Below are 20,252 nucleotides of genomic sequence, written 5' to 3' on the forward strand. Positions count from 1 at the left end.
AAGTAAGCATGAAAATACTGGTGGTCGGCCCGTCATGGGTGGGCGACATGATGATGTCGCAAAGTCTCTATCGCACGCTCAAGGCGCGCTATCCCCAGGCGATAATCGACGTGATGGCACCTGCGTGGTGCCGTCCACTGTTATCGCGGATGCCGGAAGTCAATGAAGCGATCGCTATGCCTTTAGGGCACGGCGCGCTGGAAATTGGCGAACGGCGCAAGCTCGGTCATAGCCTGCGCGAACGGCGCTACGATCGCGCATATGTACTGCCTAACTCGTTTAAATCGGCGCTGGTACCGTTCTTTGCGGGTATTCCACTGCGCACCGGCTGGCGCGGAGAAATGCGCTACGGCCTGCTAAACGATGCGCGCGTGCTGGATAAAGAAGCCTGGCCGCTGATGGTCGAGCGCTACGTCGCGCTGGCTTATGACAAAGGCGTGATGCGCTGCGCTAAAGATCTGCCGCAGCCGCTGCTGTGGCCCCAGTTGCTGGTTAACGAAGGGGAGAAATCCCTCGCTTGCAATGCGTTCTCGCTCTCCAGTGAACGTCCGATGATTGGCTTTTGCCCTGGCGCTGAGTTTGGCCCAGCCAAGCGTTGGCCACACTATCACTACGCGACGCTGGCAAAACAGCTCATTGATGAGGGTAACCAGATTGTCCTCTTCGGTTCGGCAAAAGATCACGAAGCCGGCAATGAGATCATCGCTTCGCTGAGCGACGAACAAAAGGGCTGGTGCCGCAATCTGGCCGGCGAAACCCAGCTGGAACAGGCGGTCATCCTGATTGCCGCCTGCAAGGCTATCGTCACCAATGACTCTGGCCTGATGCACGTTGCCGCCGCGCTTAACCGCCCGCTGGTCGCGCTCTACGGGCCAAGCAGTCCTGACTTTACGCCGCCGCTCTCTAATAAGGCGCGCGTGATTCGTCTTATCACCGGCTATCACAAGGTGCGTAAAGGTGATGCCGCTCAGGGTTATCATCAGAGCCTTATCGATATTACCCCGGCCCGCGTGCTGGAAGAGCTTAATGCACTGCTAGCAAGCGAGGAAGCCTGACGCATGCGGGTTCTGATTGTCAAAACATCCTCCATGGGCGACGTGCTGCACACGCTGCCCGCGTTAACCGATGCCATGCGCGCCCTTCCCGGCATTCGCTTTGATTGGGTTGTTGAAGAAGGCTTCGCACAGATCCCGTCCTGGCACGAAGCCGTCGATCGCGTCATTCCAGTGGCGATTCGCCGCTGGCGTAAAGCGTGGTTCTCTGCGCCTATCAAAGCTGAGCGTAAAGCGTTTAAAGCAGCGATTCAGGCCGTTACCTACGACGCGGTCATTGATGCTCAAGGCCTGGTAAAAAGCGCTGCGCTGGTCACTCGCCTCGCCCATGGCGTCAAAAATGGCATGGACTGGCGTACCGCGCGTGAACCGCTGGCAAGCTTGTTCTACAACCGCAAACACCACATCACTAAAGCGCAACATGCGGTAGAACGGACGCGCGAACTGTTTGCCAAAAGCCTGGGATATGTCAAACCGGAAGCTCAGGGCGATTACGCCATTGCCCAGCATTTCCTGAATGAAGGCAATGCTGATGCTGATGCTGGGCAGTATGCCGTCTTCCTGCACGCCACCACTCGTGATGACAAGCATTGGCCGGAAGCGAAGTGGCGGGAACTTATTGGGTTATTAGATCACGCAGGAATACGTATTAAGCTCCCCTGGGGGGCGCCACATGAGGAGGCCCGCGCCAGACGACTAGCAGAGGGATTTGATTACGTTGACGTTTTACCGCGAATGAGTCTTGGAGATGTCGCCAGGATCTTAGCAGGCGCTAGGTTTGTTATATCCGTTGATACCGGATTAAGCCATTTGACCGCCGCACTGGATCGGCCGAATGTTACGCTATATGGCCCTACAGACCCGGGTTTGATTGGGGGTTACGGAAAGAATCAGGTCACATGTCGTGCCCCGGAAGGGAGGCTGGCTATGCTTGAACCCACTCAGGTTTATTCCCACATAGCATTGCTGTAATTTTTGGTACTCATCATCGCAGATATGTTAAACGTGCATTGATATCATCGCTTGCTGATTTAACCTATCTGCGGATTAATAAAACTATTTTACTGTAGCGTATTTCGCCCACGGTTAAATGGGGTCGCAGCCATTCACTTCCACCAACATAATCCGAGCAGAATTCGTCGGGAATGCCAGTATGAAGATGAAATCATAAGTCTAATAAACGATTTCTTCTTTTTCTTGCGATTTTTTATCTCTTGACGCTCTTTCTCTAACCAGCTCCCGGATAATTCCTCCGGATGATGGACAAAGTTTGCCATGTATATATCAGAAAAATAGCCCTGGCGCATCAGATATGCCCATTCGTCTATGATGAAAAAGTTACGTTCAAAACGGGATAGGAGTTTTTGAGCCATTTCAGCATTCATTAAATAACCACAGGCTCGCAAAACATACCCATGACCAAATATGACCTTACCGAAAGTCTGCCCACCAATTCGCTTAAGTTTAATTAGATTTAAGACAACTTTATTCTTATATCTTAAGCCATCCTGTCCGCCAAGTAGATATAATGCATCTTTATTGAGAACACGTTCATCGACAGTCGATATAAACTCCTTAAAGTCTTTATCGATTATTGCGTCATCCTCAAGGATGCAGACCCAATCTTGCCCACTCTGCAAAAACTGCTTAAATGCCTTCATATGGCTTAATGAGCAACCAAGTTCGCCATCCGTCGGGTTATGATTTACTCTGTGCTGAAAGTCAGTTAGCGGTATCTTAGACTTTTCTTCGGCAGACAAAGTCTTGCCATAAAGAGCATCAACAAATGAATACTCAACATTTAATTCATTCATTATGTCTGATACGCGTTTCCGTCGGGTATCGTCAAAAGGAAGCGAAATGACCAGCACGTGCATGAGTTCAAACCCTCTAATATAAATTAAGCCAGCACCGTCACCATGAAAGATACATTGACAGTTACTGGCCAGCTGAATAAATTAAATTAACTATTCTATGTAGTTATATAAAATCTATCACTTCATATTTATAGTTTATTTTTTGATGTATGGTTGATAATTTTATCAGTCTTTCTTGCATAGGTTGCAAAGAGGCCTGACTCATCACGGATAATTGTATTCATGTCTTTTTCGAAGTATATCTTCAAGAATCTGAAATAGTCTCTTTGCGTTAAACCAATGTTTAACGAGGAGAAGTACAAGCCAATCAGATCCTTATTTCGCCAACGAATAGGCACCGAATTTCTTATCTGAGCCCGGTGTAAATCAATAACCGAGAGTTTAAACGCATTACCTTCAAAATTGGCCGGTTGATGCAATAAGAAGTGGCAGAGATAGCAATCACGGTGATTAACACCTCCCTGATGCATTTTTCTGACCATAACGGCAAGACGTTCAATTAATGCCATTTTAATTTTTCGCGAAGGTGGATTCGCCAGCCAATCTGCGCAATAGTCTTCCAGGCTAACCGCCGGGCTCAGATCCTCAGTGATAATAAATGAGATACGATTAAGTGGATTTAGCCCTTGCTGCCCGAAACCCACACCGTGCATTGTGTCGACACCCAATTCCTGCAGACGGTGGATCGCATTCCATTCTCTATCAGCTCCTAATACAGGCAAGCGTAAAGAGAATAAGTTCTTGATCACTTCTTTCAGTTTAGTTCCCTGGTGCCATTTCAGAAAATAGCTTTTTCCTGCAATCTCAAACCTTATCGTTCTACGCGTTTCGAGCTGTCTAAATGTTTCTCCCTGCAACTTCTGCACTTCAGAAAAAACATTTTTCCCTTTCCACAAGGATAAAAATGGTTCTTTTAACTCAACCATGGGCACCGCCTATAATAATATCAGCTGCTTTCTCAGGTAGACTATAAAGGTCTTGAGTATCAGCAAAGTGTTGTGCATTTTCTTGCCATGCAACTCTTCGCCCTGAGTCAGTTAAAGAAAAACAAACAGCTTCATTCAATAATTTTTGTTCAAATGGTTCATCAATAACAATACCGCAATTAGCATCTTTAATATAATGGGCGTAACCACAAACGGCAGTTGTTATGACAGGCAAACCTGCGGCAATTGCTTCAACCAACACGATCCCTGCGGCTTCCTGATATGCCGGATGAATCAATAGATCGGCTGCCGCCATTAACTCAGAGACATCATTACGGCCGGGGAAGAATTTGATATTGTCAGCAACGCCACATTCTGTTGCCAATTTCATATAGCGCTCGGGCTTATCCTGACCAACAACAAACAGAATCGTTTGTTTGCGGACAAGTTCCGGTAAAGAAGCTATCGCCTTGATAGTTCTGTCGACACCCTTACGGGTAAAATCGGATCCGATTTGTATCATCAGATACTGGGAATCACTGATATCATTTTCTTTGCGGAAATTAGCTCTACAGTTTGGCGCCTGAGCGCTGTATTTTCTGTCCGGGTAAATTCCCGGAGGGAGAATATGGAAACGTGTTATTTCAGTATGATAATGTTTCTGAAAATCGGCAATTTGCTTATCCGTAAGCATCAACAGTTGTGTTGATGTCCCCGCAGCAAATGTTGCTTTCTCAAAGGCTGCATAATGCCGGTATCGTGGCGTCAGACGATAGAGAAAACCTTTTTCTTGCGCGACTTTTTCTGCGTAACAAACATCGGCAGCATAATACACATCTAACCCTGGCATTTTATTAAAGCCAACAACACGTCCTGCTGGATTACTCTCAAGATGTTTACTTACCCAGCGATGATACTCTGCATTTTTCCCGTTATTGGAGCACGATTTCACAGGAACAATTATTATCTCCAGACTATCTGGAATATCTCCTTGCCATGATTGCGTGTAAACCCGCACATGGTGTCCGCGCGCTGCAACTGTCGACGCGATGCGTAAAAAATCACGCTGCAACCCACCAAAAGGGAAATATTTATACAAACAGAAGGCAATATCCATTTTATATATCCGGATGCTTTATTAATCGATTTTAGGTAACCGTGACTGTATCGCTTCAATCACGTCTTCCGCAGGTATAGCAGATAAATATTTCTTACTTCGATCAAGGTTTTCACGCGCAGGCATGGGTTGGTAATCACCAGCCCAAAATTGCATCACATCATCAGACCATGGCCGCCAGGCGATATGATCGGTCGCACCGAATAGACAAATGATGGGGGTTTTAACCGCTGCAGAGATATGCATCGGGGCAGAGTCTACGCCAATGAAAAGTACAGCATGATTAATTAATGCAGCAAGCTCAGGGAATGTTGTTTTACCGGCGATTTCCGTTAAGGGCTTAGTTTCACATCCCCTGGCAATCTCATCGACACAGGCAAGATCGCTTGCACCTGGTCCAGAAGTCAGTACGACCAGATACCCCAAACGATGTATCGCATCGATCACCTGGGAGAATCTCTCATTCTCCCACGATTTGAATTCTTGTCTCGCCGTTGGCTGTATAACAACATACTTTCTGGTATCAACCTGAGGGAGTTTTTTCCGAACGGATTGCCATACTGACTCCCCATAAACCATTTTCAGTACCGGGACTGATTCCTTTAGGTTTAATGGCATCAGAACAGACAAATTACGTTCAACCCAATGTTCGCCACTTAGCGGAACGTGATGGGTAAAGCTATCACGCCAGAATTTCTTATTTCTATGAGAAAAATCATGAGTTAATTTTATTGGGCAATCCAGGAAGCGACACAGTAAAGCGACTATCCACTGATCGGTAAGGTTAACCACTAAATCATAATGATTGCCGCGCAATACTCTGATCAGCATTAAGAAGTTTTTTGCTTTCTCAAAAGCAGAACTCTTCTTATTTTTTATCCCATACAATGCATGAATGTCAGGGTTTTCAGATAAAATTGGAATAGTATCTTCGTAGAGCAGAACATCAATATCTGCATCAGGATAATTTTTTTTAAGCGTACTGATGACCGGTGTGGTTAGTAACATATCACCGTGAAAGCGCATTTTTATTACCAGGATCTTTTTCACACTATACCCTTTCAGGTTATTGTTAATTTTAAATCACGCTACCGCCCCAGGCTCAACAGCTACCTGTGTACTGCAGATCACACCATCGCATTTTATCGGTTATATTATACCACTATTCACTTGACAATTCGATATCTATGAAAAGTTCTATGCTAAATAGAGAACAAATAAATGGCTTCAATATATAAAGCCATAGATTACATGATGAATATTGAGCCTATATTCTTAAATATATCACATAGGCTCATTTGATATTAATTCGTCACTCTGACTGGTTCATTTTTCTCATACAGCATCACAATAGCTATACTATATAAAAAGAATACGTTTATGAACATTTGCTCAAATAAGCAATACACCAAAATGTAACCAACCAGAGAGCAAAGTAATGAAATACTGAAAATGTCTTTTTGGGTTCTAGCACGGCCATATATATCTTTAAATGTAATGTAAAAGGCCGACACAAATAAAAGCAGCCCAATCACCCCTAAATTATAAAGAACTATTATAAAGAATGGCTCGTCTATATTATAGCCTTTGTTTCGCTCAGAATATACGCCTGGATTTTTCGGCGCATTGTGGTCCTCTAAATATTGGTTATATGTAGCATTGCCATACCCAATACCAAAGACGACATTATTGATATTCTTCATTACCAGAGGAAAACGGTCAGTGATGAGTTCATCGCGACTGGAAGTAACGTTTTTCATCTGTAGCGTTTGATCAACTTTCCGCTTTACCTGATCCACTGTATTGTAGGTACCGACCAGTAAAGCAGACATTATAATCAGCAGACTGCAGGTAGCTACCATAAATCTCTTAAGCGTTTTACTCACAAGGAATGAGATCATGAAAATCTCTACAACAATCGCTAAGATTCCACCCCGACTCCCGGTATATAACAAAAAGACAAATGCAAGCGCGGAAATGATATACAAGGCTACTTTAAGAAAAGTATTCTTTAATAAAACAGCCCCGGTCAATACAAAAGGAAATAGCATGACGACATAGAATGCGAAACCATAGCGAAGCTGTAGATACAATTCCTGCTGGTTATTTTTTATAATTCTTAAAATTGGTACCACTAAGACAATATAGGAAAGCGTTAGCATCGCCCCAATCACAAAAACCTGTCTCAGCGAGGCCTTGTGTTTGCTGAATGCACCAAAGAACAACATCATCACCAACGGGTAACGCCAGTCTTTTATCAATATGCTATAGGCGTGGAGGAATTTATTTTCATAAGTGAAAAATGCAATACAAAAAACACACCATAACGTGAAGAGAAGCAATGTTTTTCTCTTCTGCATGAGATCTAAAATATTATCTTTAATTTCAACACCGCTGACTTTTATATAATAAAAAGATAAAAGCACAGCGATGACAGAGGTTATATTGAGCACCCCTTGATTATCAATTGTAAATAACCCAAAGATCATTAGCAACAAAACTATTTTGCTTAAAATCAAGACGTTATCATTTTTACCATATCTTACTTGATTCATAAAATTGGAATCTCACCCATAAAAATTTCCTTGCTAATCAATAACAAGCGCTCAAACATACGGTTTATAAGACATATTTTATTATAAAAAAACGTAAAAATCCCCTATTAATTTTGTCTCTTCCTCTCACCGCGCACCTTCGCTTTCCTTGCAAGAAAAACCAACATAACACAATGATTAATATATAAAATTTATCATGCATCTACCTCTTTCCTTCCTTTGCAGATTGTTCTATCCTATGCCAACAGAAGAGCGACTTTATCTCAGATAAACATCAGTGCGCTCTGAAAAATAAAAGGAATAAATGTGAAAGAAAATATAATAAAATATATTAAGAATGCACATATTGAAAATGATGATACAACAAATCCATGTGTCAACATTACCTATGGTGCTGATAGACCTTTTCTCTATGGAACCGGTGTTTCGATTACATCTGTCCTTTTAAATAACCGCGATATTAATTTTCACTTTCATATTTTTACTAATTACCTTGATGAACATCAACTTCATCTTTTTTCTACCCTGACAAAACAATATAATACCCGCATCACATTTTATGTATTAGATGACAATGAACTAAAAAATCTACCTACTGCATCTAAAGCATGGAATTATTCAATCTATTTTAGACTTATTGCGATTGATTACTTTGCAGATAAATTAACCAATATTATATACCTTGATTCTGATATCATATGTAAAGAGAGTCTTGCTCCCTTACTCAAAGAAGAATTCAATGACAATGTATTAATGGCTGTTCATGACAGGTTTGTCGATACCTCGGCTGTTGCCGGTATTAATCCGGGTCTATATTTCAACTCAGGATTCATGTACTTTAACCTTCCAGCATTAAAAGATATTAATTTGACTTTACAGGTCATTACAAAGGTCAATGAAAATCGTTTTTCACACCCCGATCAGGATGCACTGAATGTCCTCTTCAACGATCGCGTAAAAATTTTGGATCATAAGTTCAATTCATTCTTTAACATCGACACGTTAGCAAAAAAAGGTGGTGATGCCTTTAAAATCACACCACAAACAGTATTCATACACTATGTTGGCGTCACTAAACCCTGGCATGACTGGGCACAATTTTATGCTGAAGTAGAATACTTCAACGTCGCCAGAGAAAACTCACCGTGGAAAGATATTCCATTGTTAGCCCCCACTACATATAAACAGCTATCGAGAAAAAGTACGCATTTAAAGCACAATGGTCACGTGCTCAGTGCCTTTATTTTCTATATAAAATATTTAGTGAGAAAGTACCAAGCGAAGAAAAGTCGCTAATAAATCGATGCTCTGCTTGCATAAATGGTGATATTTCCGTCATATTTGATAAGGCGATCGGTTTTTAAGCCCATAACCATTCCTTTTCTAGCCTTTTGCTGCTGAGATGACAAAGTGGGGCAACACGACTCCGGCCCCCTTCTCATGATCCGTACAGTTTCCTCAAAAAATCAGCAAAAATGATGGTAAAGCCATAGTTAAATACATAGAATCCCCAGCACATCCATAAGCCAGCTACCATATATGCTCGAATTGCTTTACACCGCCCTCCTCTACCTTATCCAGCCTCTCATCTGGGTACGGCTTTGGGTGCGCGGACGTAAGGCTCCAGCCTATCGCAAACGCTGGGGTGAACGTTATGGTTTCTATCGCCAGCCGCTTAAACCCGGTGGCATTATGCTGCACTCCGTTTCCGTTGGTGAAACGCTGGCAGCCATCCCACTGGTTCGCGCGCTGCGTCATCGTTATCCTGATTTGCCGATTACGGTGACCACCATGACCCCAACCGGGTCTGAACGCGTTCAGTCGGCCTTTGGCAAAGACGTTCAGCATGTCTATCTACCTTATGATTTACCGGATGCTCTGAACCGCTTCCTCGATAAGATTGACCCTAAGCTGGTGCTTATCATGGAAACCGAACTGTGGCCGAACCTGATTGCCGCACTGCATCGCCGTCATATTCCGCTGGTTATCGCCAATGCCCGCCTTTCCGAGCGTTCTGCCGCTGGTTACGCTAAGCTTGGGTCGTTCGTGCGCACGCTGCTGCAACGTATTACGCTAATTGCGGCGCAGAATGAAGAAGACGGTAAGCGCTTTGTCGCGCTCGGTGCCAAAAATAGTCAGGTGACTATCACTGGCAGCCTGAAGTTTGATATCTCGGTTACGCCTCAACTGGCGGCCAGAGCCATCACGCTGCGCCGCCAATGGGCCCCGCATCGTCCGGTATGGATTGCCACCAGCACTCATGATGGCGAAGAGAGCATCATCATTGCCGCGCATAAAGCGCTGCTGCAGCACTATCCCGATCTTCTGTTAATTCTGGTGCCCCGCCATCCTGAGCGTTTCCCGGATGCCATCAACCTCACTCGTCAGGCAGGCCTGAGCTATACTACTCGCTCTTCCGGTGAAGTCCCTTCTGCCACCACCCAGGTAGTGATTGGTGACACGATGGGTGAACTGATGCTGCTCTACGGCATTGCCGACCTGGCGTTTGTCGGCGGTTCACTGGTTGAACGTGGCGGGCACAACCCGCTGGAAGCTGCTGCCCACGCCATTCCGGTGCTGATGGGGCCGCATACTTTCAACTTCAAAGATATCTGTGCTCGTCTGGAGCAGGCCAGCGGCCTTATCACGGTCACCGATGCCGCCAGCCTTGAGAAAGAAGTGGCTTCGCTGTTAGCCGATGAAGACTACCGTAGTTTCTATGGCCGTCATGCCGTTGAGGTTCTTTACCAGAATCAGGGCGCACTGCAGCGTCTGCTACAACTTCTGGAGCCTTACCTACCACCGAAAACGCATTGAGGATGGCTATGCAAAAACGGGCGATTTATCCAGGCACCTTCGATCCTATTACCAACGGTCACCTTGATATCGTGACCCGTGCAGCCTGCATGTTTGACCATGTTATCCTCGCTATTGCAGCCAGTCCCAGTAAAAAACCGTTGTTCGATCTGAGCGAGCGCGTGGCGTTGGCCCAGCAGGCAACGGCGCACCTTGATAACGTTGAGGTAATGGGTTTTAGCGACCTGATGGCTAACTTTGCGCGGACGCAGCAGGCCAATATTCTGATTCGCGGCCTGCGCGCCGTGGCTGACTTCGAGTATGAAATGCAGCTGGCGCATATGAATCGCCACCTGATGCCGGAGCTGGAAAGCGTCTTCCTGATGCCCTCCAAAGAGTGGTCGTTTATCTCATCTTCGCTGGTGAAAGAGGTGGCACGTCATCATGGTGATGTGACCCACTTCCTGCCGGTGAACGTGCATCAGGCGTTGATGGAGAAGCTGAAGTAGGCTTTGGTGTCGTTCCCGGCGGCGCTTCGCTTGGCCGGGCTACGTACGTGTAGGTGTTATTTCTGGCACTGTTTGCAGTAAAACGTCGCCCGCTGCGCATGCTTGCTCGCCACAATCGGCGCCCCACATATCCGACACGCTTCCCCTTTACGTCCATATACCTGCAATTCCTGAGCAAAATAGCCCGGCTTACCGTCGCTTTGCAGGAAGTCTTTTAGCGTCGTCCCGCCTTGCTCAATCGATCGTGCCAGCACCGCTTTGATCGCGTCAACCAGCCGTTCACCCTCTTCTCTTGAGAGCGAGGACGCCAGCCGATCCGGGTGGATCCGCGCGGCGAATAGTGATTCGCTGGCGTAGATATTCCCCACACCCACGACCAGCTTGTTATCCATCAGCCAGGGTTTGATCGCCGTTTTCTTCTTCGCACACTTCACCAACAGATAATCGGCGTTAAATTCCGCGCTGAGCGGCTCTGGGCCAAGATGCGCGAGCACGCTGTGCCCTTCCAGCTCCGTGGTCCATAGCCAGGCACCAAAGCGACGTGGGTCGGTATAGCGCAGCACTTTGCCGTTACTCATCACCAGGTCGACGTGGTCATGTTTTTCTGCGGGGAGTTCTTCAGACAGGATACGCAGGCTGCCAGACATCCCCAAATGAATGATTATCCAACCATCGGGCAGTTCAAGCAGAAGGTACTTTGCACGCCTCTGAACGCTCAGGACGGGCTTATCGCTCAAGCGGTAGATTTCATCAGAGACAGGCCAGCGCAGGCGACCGTTGCGAATCACAGCGTGCTGGATGGTGGCACCGACCAGGTGTGGTTCAATACCCCGGCGGCTGGTTTCAACTTCAGGTAATTCAGGCATAGCGTCTCCGACTCAAATACAGATCTCTCTATTATGGGGACGCGCAGAAAACAAAAAACCCCGCCGAGGCGAGGTTTTTCGTGACATCAAAACTAAAATTATTTGATTTTAGCTTCTTTGTACAGAACGTGCTGACGGACAACTGGATCGAACTTTTTCAGTTCCAGTTTTTCCGGTTTAGTACGTTTGTTCTTCGTGGTGGTATAGAAGTGACCAGTACCAGCAGAAGAAACCAGCTTGATTTTCTCGCGAATACCTTTAGCCATGATTTATTTCCTCTTTAAGTACTTAGTACTTTTCGCCACGGGCACGCAGTTCGGACAGAACTGTATCGATGCCTTTCTTATCAATAACACGCATACCTTTAGCAGATACACGCAGGGTGACAAAACGCTTCTCGCTCTCAACCCAGAAACGGTGAGAGTGCAGGTTCGGCAGGAAACGGCGTTTAGTCGCGTTCAGTGCGTGGGAACGGTTGTTACCGGTCACCGGACGCTTGCCAGTAACTTGGCAGACTCGGGACATGTCTATTCTCCAAAAATCAAATTAGCTCGAGCTTCGTATGGGGTATCGGCGCCTCGTCAGGCTTTACAGCCCGGTCATCGCGTAGTTCTAAGTGAACTCTCGATCGCCAGGCCCAAATGCCAAACCCGAGATTCTCAAAGGTGGCGTAGTATACGCTGACACGAGGATATGCTCAAGTCCCGAACAGACAAAGATCCCGGTGGATCGCGTAATTATCCGCTAAATCCAGCCTCGTTCGGCAAAAGAAACATACTCACCGCGGCCAATAACCAAATGGTCTAGTACACGTACATCCATGAATTGGCAACACTTTACCACTCTTTCGGTGATAAGTCTGTCTGATTTACTCGGTTCGGCATTTCCTGATGGATGATTATGCGCGAGGATCACCGCCGCGGCATTCACTTTGATGGCTTCTCGTACAATTTCACGCGGGTGAACCTCCACATGATTCAACGTTCCGGAAAAAAGTCGACTATGTTTCAGGACCTTGTGCCGGTTATCGAGGAAGATGACCACAAAGATTTCTCTTTCTTCATCGGCCAACTGGCTTTGTAAAAATTCTCGCGCCAGCTCCGGACTCAACAGGGAATCTTCTTCCAGCACCCGCACGCTGAAGTAGCGACGTGCCAGTTCAGCAATACCTTTGAGCTGAGCATATTTGGCAATCCCCATCCCATCAATCTGAGTCATCTCCTCCTCGCTAGCAGAGAGTAGCCGGTAGAGCGACCCAAAATGCCGAAGCAGGTCGTGAGAATAGCGCATCACGCTTTTTTCACGCGTCCCCGTGCGTAAAAACAGCGCCAGCAATTCGGTATCTGACAGCGTCTCAATGCCATACCGCTGCATTTTTTCCCGCGGCATCATCGCTTCTGCACTCTCCATAACGGCCTCCTTCCGATAGCTGCCGCCATGCTGTCACAACGCGTATCGCGCCGCACGACTGAGATCTTGCGCTTGCGTAGCGCCTCGCAAAGTGTCGATGTCACAAGCGCACGACCCCGAAAGGATTGTGATAAAATACGCGGATTCTGGTGTCCCCCTAACAGGAAAGAATCATGATGAGCCTGGCCGGTAAAAAAATTGTTCTTGGCGTCAGCGGCGGCATTGCTGCCTACAAAACGCCGGAACTCGTACGTCGCCTGCGCGACCGCGGCGCAGACGTACGCGTTGCCATGACGGAAGCCGCAAAAGCTTTTATCACCCCGCTGAGTCTGCAAGCCGTTTCCGGCTATCCGGTCTCTGATAGTCTGCTTGATACCGCCGCTGAAGCCGCAATGGGGCACATCGAGCTGGGGAAATGGGCTGACCTCGTTATTCTGGCACCCGCGACGGCGGACCTGATTGCCCGCGTGACCGCGGGGATGGCAAACGACCTGGTCTCGACTATCTGTCTCGCCACGCCGTCTCCCGTTGCCGTAGTGCCAGCCATGAATCAGCAGATGTACCGCGCTGCCGCCACTCAGCACAATCTTGAGGTATTAGCCTCGCGGAATATGCTCATCTGGGGCCCTGACAGCGGCAGTCAGGCCTGCGGTGATGTCGGCCCGGGGCGCATGCTCGACCCGCTGACCATCGTTGATATGGCGGCTGCGCACTTTTCGCCCGTCAAAGATTTGCAACATCTGAACATCATGATTACCGCTGGCCCCACTCGTGAGCCGCTGGATCCCGTACGCTACATCACCAACCATAGCTCCGGGAAAATGGGCTTTGCGATTGCCGAAGCGGCCGCACAGCGCGGCGCCAACGTTACGCTGGTTAGCGGCCCGGTATCGCTGCCAACGCCAGCCTTCGTGCAGCGCGTTGATGTGACGACCGCTGAGGAGATGAATGCGGCCGTTCAAGCTGGCGTTGCCGGGCAGCATATTTTCATCGGTTGTGCCGCCGTCGCGGACTATCGCGCTGCCGTGATTGCCGACGAAAAAATTAAGAAGCAGGATACTCAGGGTGATGAATTCACAATAAAAATGGTGAAAAACCCTGACATCGTTGCCGGCGTTGCAGCACGAAAAACCGAGCGACCTTACGTCGTAGGATTTGCCGCCGAAACGAATAATGTGGAAGAATATGCGCGGCAAAAGCGTAGCCGCAAGAACCTTGATCTGATTTGTGCCAACGACGTTTCTCAATCAAATCAAGGCTTTAATAGCGACAACAATGCATTACATCTTTTCTGGCAGGACGGCGAGAAGCGCTTACCACTCGCCAGTAAGTCACTCCTGGGCCAACTATTATTGGACGAGATCGTTACCCGTTATGATGAAAAAAATCGACGTTAAGATTCTGGACTCGCGTATTGGTCAGCAGTTCCCGCTGCCGACCTATGCCACTGCTGGCTCAGCAGGCCTTGACCTGCGCGCCTGTCTTGATGACGCCGTAGAGCTGGCGCCGGGCGAAACCACTTTACTGCCAACCGGTCTGGCGATTCACATTGCCGACCCTTCCCTGGCCGCTGTGATGCTGCCGCGTTCTGGCCTGGGTCACAAGCACGGTATCGTGCTGGGCAACCTGGTCGGGCTGATTGACTCCGACTATCAGGGTCAGCTGATGGTTTCCATCTGGAACCGTGGGCAAACGACCTTCACCATTGAGCCTGGCGAACGCGTTGCGCAAATGGTGTTTGTTCCTGTCGTACAGGCCGAGTTTAATCTGGTCGAATCGTTTGAAGCCACCGATCGTGGCGAAGGTGGTTTTGGCCACTCCGGGCGTAAATAGCGCGCCCTAAGGCGCACCCGTCCAGCGCGGTGCGCCCGTTTTTACGTATCTCACGGTGTCATAATGCGAATACATCACTGCAAATTATGATTGCGGTCGCCGTGTGGATGCTCGCCTGACAATTGTTTTATTTTCAGGGGTATTTTAGAACATGGCAGAAAAGCAAACTGCGAAAAGGAATCGTCGCGAGGAAATACTTCAATCCCTGGCGTTGATGCTTGAATCCAGCGACGGTAGCCAGCGTATCACCACGGCCAAACTGGCCGCCTCCGTTGGTGTTTCCGAAGCAGCGCTGTACCGGCATTTTCCTAGTAAGACCCGCATGTTCGATAGCCTCATCGAGTTTATCGAAGATAGCCTGATTACCCGTATCAACCTGATCCTCAAAGACGAGAAGGACACCACCGCGCGTTTACGCCTGATTGTGCTGCTTATTCTTGGTTTTGGCGAACGCAACCCAGGGCTGACCCGTATCCTGACCGGCCATGCGCTCATGTTTGAGCAAGATCGCCTACAGGGACGTATCAACCAGCTGTTTGAACGTATTGAAGCTCAGTTGCGCCAGGTGCTGCGCGAGCGGAAAATGCGGGAAGGTGAAGGCTACGAAACGGATGAAACGCTGCTGGCAAGTCAACTGCTCGCCTTCTGTGAGGGCATGTTGTCACGCTTTGTACGCAGCGAATTCAAATACCGACCAACGGACGATTTTGATGCCCGTTGGCCGCTGATCGTTGCGCAACTGCAGTAATACGTTCAAATAACCCGGCATCCGCCGGGCTATTTTTTTAAACGCCGTACGCCTCGCGATAAGCACGTACCGAAGCCAGATGTTCAGCCATCTCTGGTTTTTCTTCCAGATAAGCAATCAAGTCTTTCAGCGTGATGATCGAGATAACCTCACAGCCATAGTCACGTTCAACTTCCTGGATCGCGGAAATTTCACCGCGTCCACGCTCCTGACGATCTAAAGAGATCAGCACGCCGGCAAGCTTCGCACCGTTGGCCTGGATAATCTCCATCGATTCACGGATCGCGGTACCCGCAGTGATCACATCGTCTACCAGCATCACGCGTCCGGTCAGCGCGCTCCCCACCAGATTGCCGCCTTCTCCGTGGTCTTTCGCTTCTTTGCGGTTAAAGCAGTACGGATAATCACGGTCGTGATGCTCCGCCAGCGCAACTGCCGTAGTTGTGGCAATCGGGATACCTTTGTAGGCAGGGCCAAACAACAGATCGAACTCAATACCGGAATCCACCAGCGCTTCGGCATAAAAACGGCCTAACAGTGCCAGATCGCGCCCGGTATTAAACAGCCCGGCGTTGAAGAAATAGGGGCTCTTGCGCCCGGATTTCAGCGTAAATTCGCCAAACTTAAGTACCTGCTTGTTAAGCGCAAACTCAATAAACTGGCGCTGATACGGTTTCATGGATTCGCTCCTCATCTCACTTTATTACGGACAAAAAAAAGGGCGACCACGTCGCCCTTAACATCAATTTTCTAACGCCGCTTTCTGCGTCGTGATAATAGATTCGATTCCCCCTCGGGCTAACGCCAGCAGGGTGAGTAACTCTTCGTGGCTGAACGGCTCGCCCTCGGCGGTCCCCTGAACTTCAATGATGCGTCCATCTTCGGTCATCACCACGTTCATATCGGTTTCTGCCGCTGAATCTTCAACGTATTCCAGGTCGCACAGTGCTTCACCATTCACGATACCTACGGAAACCGCCGCTACCATCCCTTTCATTGGGTTGGTTTTCAGCTTACCCGCGGCAACCAGTTTCCCCAGCGCATCGGCCAGCGCCACGCAGGCGCCGGTAATGGAGGCTGTACGCGTGCCGCCATCGGCCTGGATAACGTCGCAGTCCAGCGTGATGGTGAATTCACCCAGCGCCTTCAGATCTACCGCCGCGCGCAGCGCACGAGCAATCAGACGCTGAATTTCCATGGTACGACCGCCCTGCTTGCCCTTAGCCGCTTCACGCGCATTACGCGTGTGGGTCGCACGTGGCAGCATGCCGTACTCGGCGGTGATCCAACCCTGGCCCTGACCTTTCAGGAAACGTGGTACGCCTTCATCGATAGAAGCAGTACACAGCACTTTGGTATCACCAAATTCGACCAGCACGGAGCCTTCAGCGTGTTTTGTATAATTACGGGTCAGGGTGACGGGACGCACCTGGTTAGCACTACGGCCTGCTGGACGCATGATAGATATCTCCGGCTTGAAACGAATGTGGCGCGCATTATACACAAAATCATTCAAGCTGTATCAAGGCGGCAAGGGCGCTCACCTCAGGAGCGTACTCAACAGAGACTGCCTGAAGGACGAAGCGTATACGGATTAACGGCGCTTATTTCTATCCTCATAAGCTACCGGAGGCTATAATCCCCCCATCTCTCCTTTAAAAACAGGAACGTCTATGATCCGCAGCATGACCGCCTATGCCCGCCGTGAAATCAAGGGCAGTTGGGGCAGCGCCGCTTGGGAACTGCGCTCTGTTAACCAGCGTTATCTCGAAACCTATTTCCGTCTGCCAGAGCAGTTCCGCAGTCTTGAACCCGTTGTCCGTGAACGTCTGCGTACCCGCTTAACGCGAGGTAAAGTTGAGTGCACCCTGCGTTTTGAGCCAGATGCCAGCGCGCAAGGCGAACTAATCCTCAATGAAAAACTGGCAAAACAACTGGTTAGCGCCGCAAACTGGGTAAAAATGCAGAGCGATGAAGGGGAAGTTAACCCTGTCGACATTCTGCGCTGGCCTGGCGTAATGGCCGCACAGGAGCAGGATCTGGACGCTATTGCCGCCGAGATCCTCAATGCGCTGGACGGTACGCTGGACGACTTCATCGTTGCTCGTGAAACCGAAGGTCAGGCGCTGAAAGCCCTGATTGAGCAGCGTCTGGAAGGCGTCAGCGGCGAAGTGACCAAAGTCCGCGCCCATATGCCGGAAATCCTGCAGTGGCAGCGCGACCGTCTGGTTGCCAAACTGGAAGACGCGGAAGTTCAGCTTGAAAATAACCGCCTGGAGCAGGAACTGGTGCTGATGGCCCAGCGTATCGACGTTGCCGAAGAGCTGGATCGCCTCGAAGCGCACGTGAAAGAGACCTATAACATCCTGAAGAAAAAAGAGGCGGTTGGCCGCCGTCTGGACTTCATGATGCAAGAGTTCAACCGAGAGTCGAACACCCTGGCGTCAAAGTCGATCAATGCGGACGTGACCAATTCTGCTATCGAATTGAAAGTACTGATCGAACAAATGCGCGAGCAGATTCAAAACATCGAATAATTAGAATCAGTGACTTTAAATTGATGCCCGCCATTGTGCGGGCATTTTTAATTCAGGTAGTTTCTTTTTTCCTAAGTAAATTGCATCATTACTCACCCTTATATAAAGGGTGATTATGGAATGAGTCGATACACAGGACGTTTTTAACCAGATATTTTCCACCTTCATCTATATCCTTTCAGATGCCAGGGCTATCTGCTTATGCGTTCAGATATCGAACTAATTATATCTTAAGCATTGGTGGCTAGACTGGCCGCCTCCATCACAAATAAAGTTAAACCTATGCAATTCACGACTACTCAGAGTACACCAGCCTTTAGCTGGAAAGCCCTTGGCTGGGCCGTATTGTATTTTTGTTTCTTTTCAACGGCATTACAGCTTGTAATCTACGCCACAGGCTACAGTGGCTCTACCGGTTTAAGGGATTCCATCCTCTTTAGCTTATTATGGCTGGTGCCGGTATTCCTGTTCCCGAAGAAGACTCGCATCATTGGCGCCATTATTGGCGTTGTGCTCTGGGCGGCGTCGCTAGCTGCTATTAGCTATTACGTGATTTATGGTCAGGAGTTTTCGCAAAGCGTTTTATTTGTGATGTTTGAGACCAACACCAACGAAGCAGGTGAGTTCTTAAGCCAGTATTTTAGCCTTAAGATTGTCCTGATTGCGGTGGTCTACTCCATTGTTGCCGTGCTGCTCTGGACGCGCCTGCGTCCAGTGTATATCCCAAATCCCTGGCGCTGGCTCGTCTCCTTTGCCCTGCTCTATGGGCTGATTCTGAACCCGCTGGTGACCGGCGTGTTGATGAAAGGCAAGCCCGTTGCGGACGTGCTGGATGGCATATCGACCCGCCTTGCACCTGCAGCTCCCTGGCAGTTTATTACTGGCTACTACCAGTATCACCATCAGTTAGACAGCCTGACCAGACTGCTCAATGATAACCACGCGCTGCCGCCGCTAGCCAACCTGAAAGACAGTTCAGGGAATGCTCCTCGTACGCTGGTGCTGGTCATTGGTGAATCCACGCAGCGTGGGCGCATGAGCCTTTATGGCTACCCGCGCGAAACCACGCCTGAGCTGGATGCACTGCACAAGTCAGATCCTAACTTCACCGTTTTCAATGATGTAGTGACCTCGCGCCCTTACACCATTGAGATCCTGCAGCAGGCGCTAACCTTTGCCAACGAGCAGAACCCAGACCTGTATCTGACTAAACCATCGCTGATGAACCTGATGAAACAGGCGGGCTATAAAACCTTCTGGATCACCAACCAGCAGACGATGACCTCACGTAACACCATGCTGACCGTGTTCTCAAAACAGACCGACCAGCAGTTCTATATGAACCAGCAGCGCACTCAGAGCGCCCGTGAATACGATTCTAACGTTCTGGCACCGTTTAAACAGGTTCTGTCAGACCCGGCACCGAAGAAGTTTATTATCGTGCACCTGTTGGGTACGCATATTAACTACGATTACCGTTACCCGGAAAACTGGAATAAATTCTCGGGCAAAACCGACACGATGCCAGCTGGGTTAAGTAAGGATGAGCAAAGCACGTACAACAGCTACGATAATGCCAACCTTTACAACGACTACGTCGTTTCCACCCTGATTAAGGACTACAAAGCAACGGACCCAAATGGCTTCCTGCTGTACTTCTCTGACCACGGGGAAGAGGTTTATGACACGCCGCCGCACCAAACGCAGGGCCGCAATGAGCTTGCGCCAACGCGTCATATGTACACCATTCCATTCCTGCTGTGGACGTCAGAAAAATGGCATCAGGAACACCCTCGCGATTTCTCTCAGGATGTTAACCGTAAATACAGCAGCTCCGAGCTTATCCATACCTGGTCCGATCTGGCAGGATTAAGCTATGACGGTTTCGAGCCAACCCGCGCGTTAACCAGCCCGCAGTTTGTTGAAACCACACGCTGGATTGGCAACCCATACGATAAGAAGTCGTTGACCGATTACGACAAACTGCCGTACGGCGAGCAGAAAGGTAATCAATAACGCTCCGTAA

At 48.6% G+C, this 20,252-nt stretch carries 21 protein-coding genes; 10 read left to right on the top strand and 11 right to left on the bottom strand.

Features of this window, described 5'->3' with window-relative positions:
• Positions 1-8 precede the first annotated feature (8 nt).
• Both rfaF and rfaC read left to right on the top strand, forming a co-directional pair.
• On the top strand, positions 9-1,055 hold the full coding sequence (gene rfaF / locus FHC49_RS20070) for an ADP-heptose--LPS heptosyltransferase RfaF (RefSeq protein WP_220440705.1): 1,047 nt from the start codon (positions 9-11) through the stop codon (positions 1,053-1,055).
• A gap of 3 nt (positions 1,056-1,058) precedes the next feature.
• Positions 1,059-2,024: a lipopolysaccharide heptosyltransferase RfaC gene (gene rfaC, locus FHC49_RS20075; protein WP_220440706.1), complete on the top strand. Its 966-nt coding sequence runs from the start codon at positions 1,059-1,061 to the stop codon at positions 2,022-2,024.
• A gap of 134 nt (positions 2,025-2,158) precedes the next feature.
• Here rfaC and FHC49_RS20080 read toward each other — a convergent pair whose 3' ends face one another.
• The 5 genes from FHC49_RS20080 to FHC49_RS20100 form a co-directional block, all read right to left on the bottom strand.
• The gene (locus tag FHC49_RS20080; protein ID WP_220440707.1) at positions 2,159-2,929 is read right to left on the bottom strand and encodes a glycosyltransferase family 25 protein; all 771 of its coding nucleotides are present in this window, start codon (positions 2,927-2,929) and stop codon (positions 2,159-2,161) included.
• A gap of 128 nt (positions 2,930-3,057) precedes the next feature.
• Entirely contained in the window at positions 3,058-3,855 is a 798-nt protein-coding gene (gene rfaP, locus FHC49_RS20085; RefSeq protein WP_185667481.1) for a lipopolysaccharide core heptose(I) kinase RfaP, read from the bottom strand.
• Entirely contained in the window at positions 3,848-4,972 is a 1,125-nt protein-coding gene (locus tag FHC49_RS20090; protein WP_220440708.1) for a glycosyltransferase family 4 protein, read from the bottom strand. The genes rfaP and FHC49_RS20090 overlap by 8 nt, the downstream gene beginning before the upstream one ends.
• A 21-nt stretch (positions 4,973-4,993) precedes the next feature.
• Positions 4,994-6,022 carry a lipopolysaccharide core heptosyltransferase RfaQ gene (gene rfaQ / locus FHC49_RS20095; protein WP_220440709.1) on the bottom strand — a complete coding sequence of 343 codons (1,029 nt, stop codon included), beginning with the start codon at positions 6,020-6,022 and terminating at the stop codon, positions 4,994-4,996.
• Between the two features lie 254 nt (positions 6,023-6,276).
• Positions 6,277-7,527: an O-antigen ligase gene (locus tag FHC49_RS20100; protein ID WP_220440710.1), complete on the bottom strand. Its 1,251-nt coding sequence runs from the start codon at positions 7,525-7,527 to the stop codon at positions 6,277-6,279.
• A 306-nt stretch (positions 7,528-7,833) separates the two neighbouring features.
• Here FHC49_RS20100 and FHC49_RS20105 point away from each other — a divergent pair, with 306 nt between their 5' ends.
• The 3 genes from FHC49_RS20105 to coaD all read left to right on the top strand — a co-directional run bounded on the left by FHC49_RS20105 (position 7,834) and on the right by coaD (position 10,832).
• Positions 7,834-8,823 (top strand): glycosyltransferase, encoded by a 990-nt coding sequence (locus FHC49_RS20105; RefSeq protein ID WP_185667485.1) that lies wholly within the window; start codon positions 7,834-7,836, stop codon positions 8,821-8,823.
• 243 nt (positions 8,824-9,066) lie between these two features.
• Positions 9,067-10,344 (top strand): lipid IV(A) 3-deoxy-D-manno-octulosonic acid transferase, encoded by a 1,278-nt coding sequence (gene waaA / locus FHC49_RS20110; RefSeq protein ID WP_185667486.1) that lies wholly within the window; start codon positions 9,067-9,069, stop codon positions 10,342-10,344.
• Between the two features lie 8 nt (positions 10,345-10,352).
• Complete coding sequence (coaD, locus tag FHC49_RS20115; protein WP_185667487.1) at positions 10,353-10,832, top strand: pantetheine-phosphate adenylyltransferase; 480 nt, start codon at positions 10,353-10,355, stop codon at positions 10,830-10,832.
• A 56-nt stretch (positions 10,833-10,888) separates the two neighbouring features.
• Here the strand turns inward: coaD and mutM are convergent, their stop codons facing one another.
• From mutM to radC, 4 genes are all read right to left on the bottom strand, one after another.
• A complete protein-coding gene (gene mutM, locus FHC49_RS20120; protein ID WP_220440711.1) occupies positions 10,889-11,698 on the bottom strand; it encodes a bifunctional DNA-formamidopyrimidine glycosylase/DNA-(apurinic or apyrimidinic site) lyase in 810 nt (269 codons plus the stop codon).
• Positions 11,699-11,796: 98 nt separating this feature from the next.
• Positions 11,797-11,964 carry a 50S ribosomal protein L33 gene (rpmG, locus tag FHC49_RS20125; protein WP_003024094.1) on the bottom strand — a complete coding sequence of 56 codons (168 nt, stop codon included), beginning with the start codon at positions 11,962-11,964 and terminating at the stop codon, positions 11,797-11,799.
• Between the two features lie 22 nt (positions 11,965-11,986).
• Positions 11,987-12,223, bottom strand: a complete 237-nt coding sequence (rpmB, locus tag FHC49_RS20130) for a 50S ribosomal protein L28 (RefSeq protein ID WP_002436699.1) — start codon at positions 12,221-12,223, stop codon at positions 11,987-11,989.
• A gap of 219 nt (positions 12,224-12,442) precedes the next feature.
• Positions 12,443-13,108, bottom strand: coding sequence for a DNA repair protein RadC (radC, locus tag FHC49_RS20135; protein WP_185667489.1), 666 nt, complete (start codon positions 13,106-13,108; stop codon positions 12,443-12,445).
• A gap of 176 nt (positions 13,109-13,284) precedes the next feature.
• On the opposite strand from radC, the gene coaBC reads away from it, so the two are divergent.
• The 3 genes from coaBC (at position 13,285) to slmA (ending at position 15,689) form a co-directional block, all read left to right on the top strand.
• Entirely contained in the window at positions 13,285-14,505 is a 1,221-nt protein-coding gene (gene coaBC, locus FHC49_RS20140; protein ID WP_185667538.1) for a bifunctional phosphopantothenoylcysteine decarboxylase/phosphopantothenate--cysteine ligase CoaBC, read from the top strand.
• Positions 14,483-14,941, top strand: a complete 459-nt coding sequence (gene dut, locus FHC49_RS20145; protein WP_185667490.1) for a dUTP diphosphatase — start codon at positions 14,483-14,485, stop codon at positions 14,939-14,941. The genes coaBC and dut overlap by 23 nt, the downstream gene beginning before the upstream one ends.
• A gap of 151 nt (positions 14,942-15,092) precedes the next feature.
• Positions 15,093-15,689, top strand: coding sequence for a nucleoid occlusion factor SlmA (gene slmA, locus FHC49_RS20150; protein WP_064540962.1), 597 nt, complete (start codon positions 15,093-15,095; stop codon positions 15,687-15,689).
• A 37-nt stretch (positions 15,690-15,726) separates the two neighbouring features.
• Here the strand turns inward: slmA and pyrE are convergent, their stop codons facing one another.
• Together pyrE and rph are read right to left on the bottom strand one after the other, a co-directional pair.
• Positions 15,727-16,368, bottom strand: a complete 642-nt coding sequence (pyrE, locus tag FHC49_RS20155; protein ID WP_185667491.1) for an orotate phosphoribosyltransferase — start codon at positions 16,366-16,368, stop codon at positions 15,727-15,729.
• Positions 16,369-16,431: 63 nt separating this feature from the next.
• The gene (gene rph, locus FHC49_RS20160; protein WP_123651034.1) at positions 16,432-17,148 is read right to left on the bottom strand and encodes a ribonuclease PH; all 717 of its coding nucleotides are present in this window, start codon (positions 17,146-17,148) and stop codon (positions 16,432-16,434) included.
• Positions 17,149-17,362: 214 nt separating this feature from the next.
• On the opposite strand from rph, the gene FHC49_RS20165 reads away from it, so the two are divergent.
• Positions 17,363-18,226, top strand: a complete 864-nt coding sequence (locus FHC49_RS20165) for a YicC/YloC family endoribonuclease (protein WP_185667492.1) — start codon at positions 17,363-17,365, stop codon at positions 18,224-18,226.
• A 282-nt stretch (positions 18,227-18,508) separates the two neighbouring features.
• Positions 18,509-20,242, top strand: coding sequence for a phosphoethanolamine transferase CptA (locus tag FHC49_RS20170; protein ID WP_220440712.1), 1,734 nt, complete (start codon positions 18,509-18,511; stop codon positions 20,240-20,242).
• Positions 20,243-20,252: the final 10 nt, after the last annotated feature.

The sequence above is a fragment of the Kluyvera sp. EC_51 genome, from assembly GCF_019584505.1.
Classification (GTDB): Bacteria; Pseudomonadota; Gammaproteobacteria; order Enterobacterales; family Enterobacteriaceae; genus Kluyvera; species Kluyvera sichuanensis.

Coding starts and splice junctions, on each gene's coding strand:
- FHC49_RS20170 (WP_220440712.1), top strand. CDS start 18,509: ATGCAATTCACGACTACTCAGAGTACACCAGCCTTTAGCTGGAAAGCC.
- mutM (WP_220440711.1), bottom strand. CDS start 11,698: ATGCCTGAATTACCTGAAGTTGAAACCAGCCGCCGGGGTATTGAACCA.
- slmA (WP_064540962.1), top strand. CDS start 15,093: ATGGCAGAAAAGCAAACTGCGAAAAGGAATCGTCGCGAGGAAATACTT.
- coaBC (WP_185667538.1), top strand. CDS start 13,285: ATGAGCCTGGCCGGTAAAAAAATTGTTCTTGGCGTCAGCGGCGGCATT.
- FHC49_RS20080 (WP_220440707.1), bottom strand. CDS start 2,929: ATGCACGTGCTGGTCATTTCGCTTCCTTTTGACGATACCCGACGGAAA.
- coaD (WP_185667487.1), top strand. CDS start 10,353: ATGCAAAAACGGGCGATTTATCCAGGCACCTTCGATCCTATTACCAAC.
- rpmB (WP_002436699.1), bottom strand. CDS start 12,223: ATGTCCCGAGTCTGCCAAGTTACTGGCAAGCGTCCGGTGACCGGTAAC.
- FHC49_RS20165 (WP_185667492.1), top strand. CDS start 17,363: ATGATCCGCAGCATGACCGCCTATGCCCGCCGTGAAATCAAGGGCAGT.
- radC (WP_185667489.1), bottom strand. CDS start 13,108: ATGGAGAGTGCAGAAGCGATGATGCCGCGGGAAAAAATGCAGCGGTAT.
- waaA (WP_185667486.1), top strand. CDS start 9,067: ATGCTCGAATTGCTTTACACCGCCCTCCTCTACCTTATCCAGCCTCTC.
- FHC49_RS20090 (WP_220440708.1), bottom strand. CDS start 4,972: ATGGATATTGCCTTCTGTTTGTATAAATATTTCCCTTTTGGTGGGTTG.
- rfaF (WP_220440705.1), top strand. CDS start 9: ATGAAAATACTGGTGGTCGGCCCGTCATGGGTGGGCGACATGATGATG.
- FHC49_RS20100 (WP_220440710.1), bottom strand. CDS start 7,527: ATGAATCAAGTAAGATATGGTAAAAATGATAACGTCTTGATTTTAAGC.
- rfaC (WP_220440706.1), top strand. CDS start 1,059: ATGCGGGTTCTGATTGTCAAAACATCCTCCATGGGCGACGTGCTGCAC.
- pyrE (WP_185667491.1), bottom strand. CDS start 16,368: ATGAAACCGTATCAGCGCCAGTTTATTGAGTTTGCGCTTAACAAGCAG.
- rpmG (WP_003024094.1), bottom strand. CDS start 11,964: ATGGCTAAAGGTATTCGCGAGAAAATCAAGCTGGTTTCTTCTGCTGGT.
- rph (WP_123651034.1), bottom strand. CDS start 17,148: ATGCGTCCAGCAGGCCGTAGTGCTAACCAGGTGCGTCCCGTCACCCTG.
- dut (WP_185667490.1), top strand. CDS start 14,483: ATGATGAAAAAAATCGACGTTAAGATTCTGGACTCGCGTATTGGTCAG.
- rfaP (WP_185667481.1), bottom strand. CDS start 3,855: ATGGTTGAGTTAAAAGAACCATTTTTATCCTTGTGGAAAGGGAAAAAT.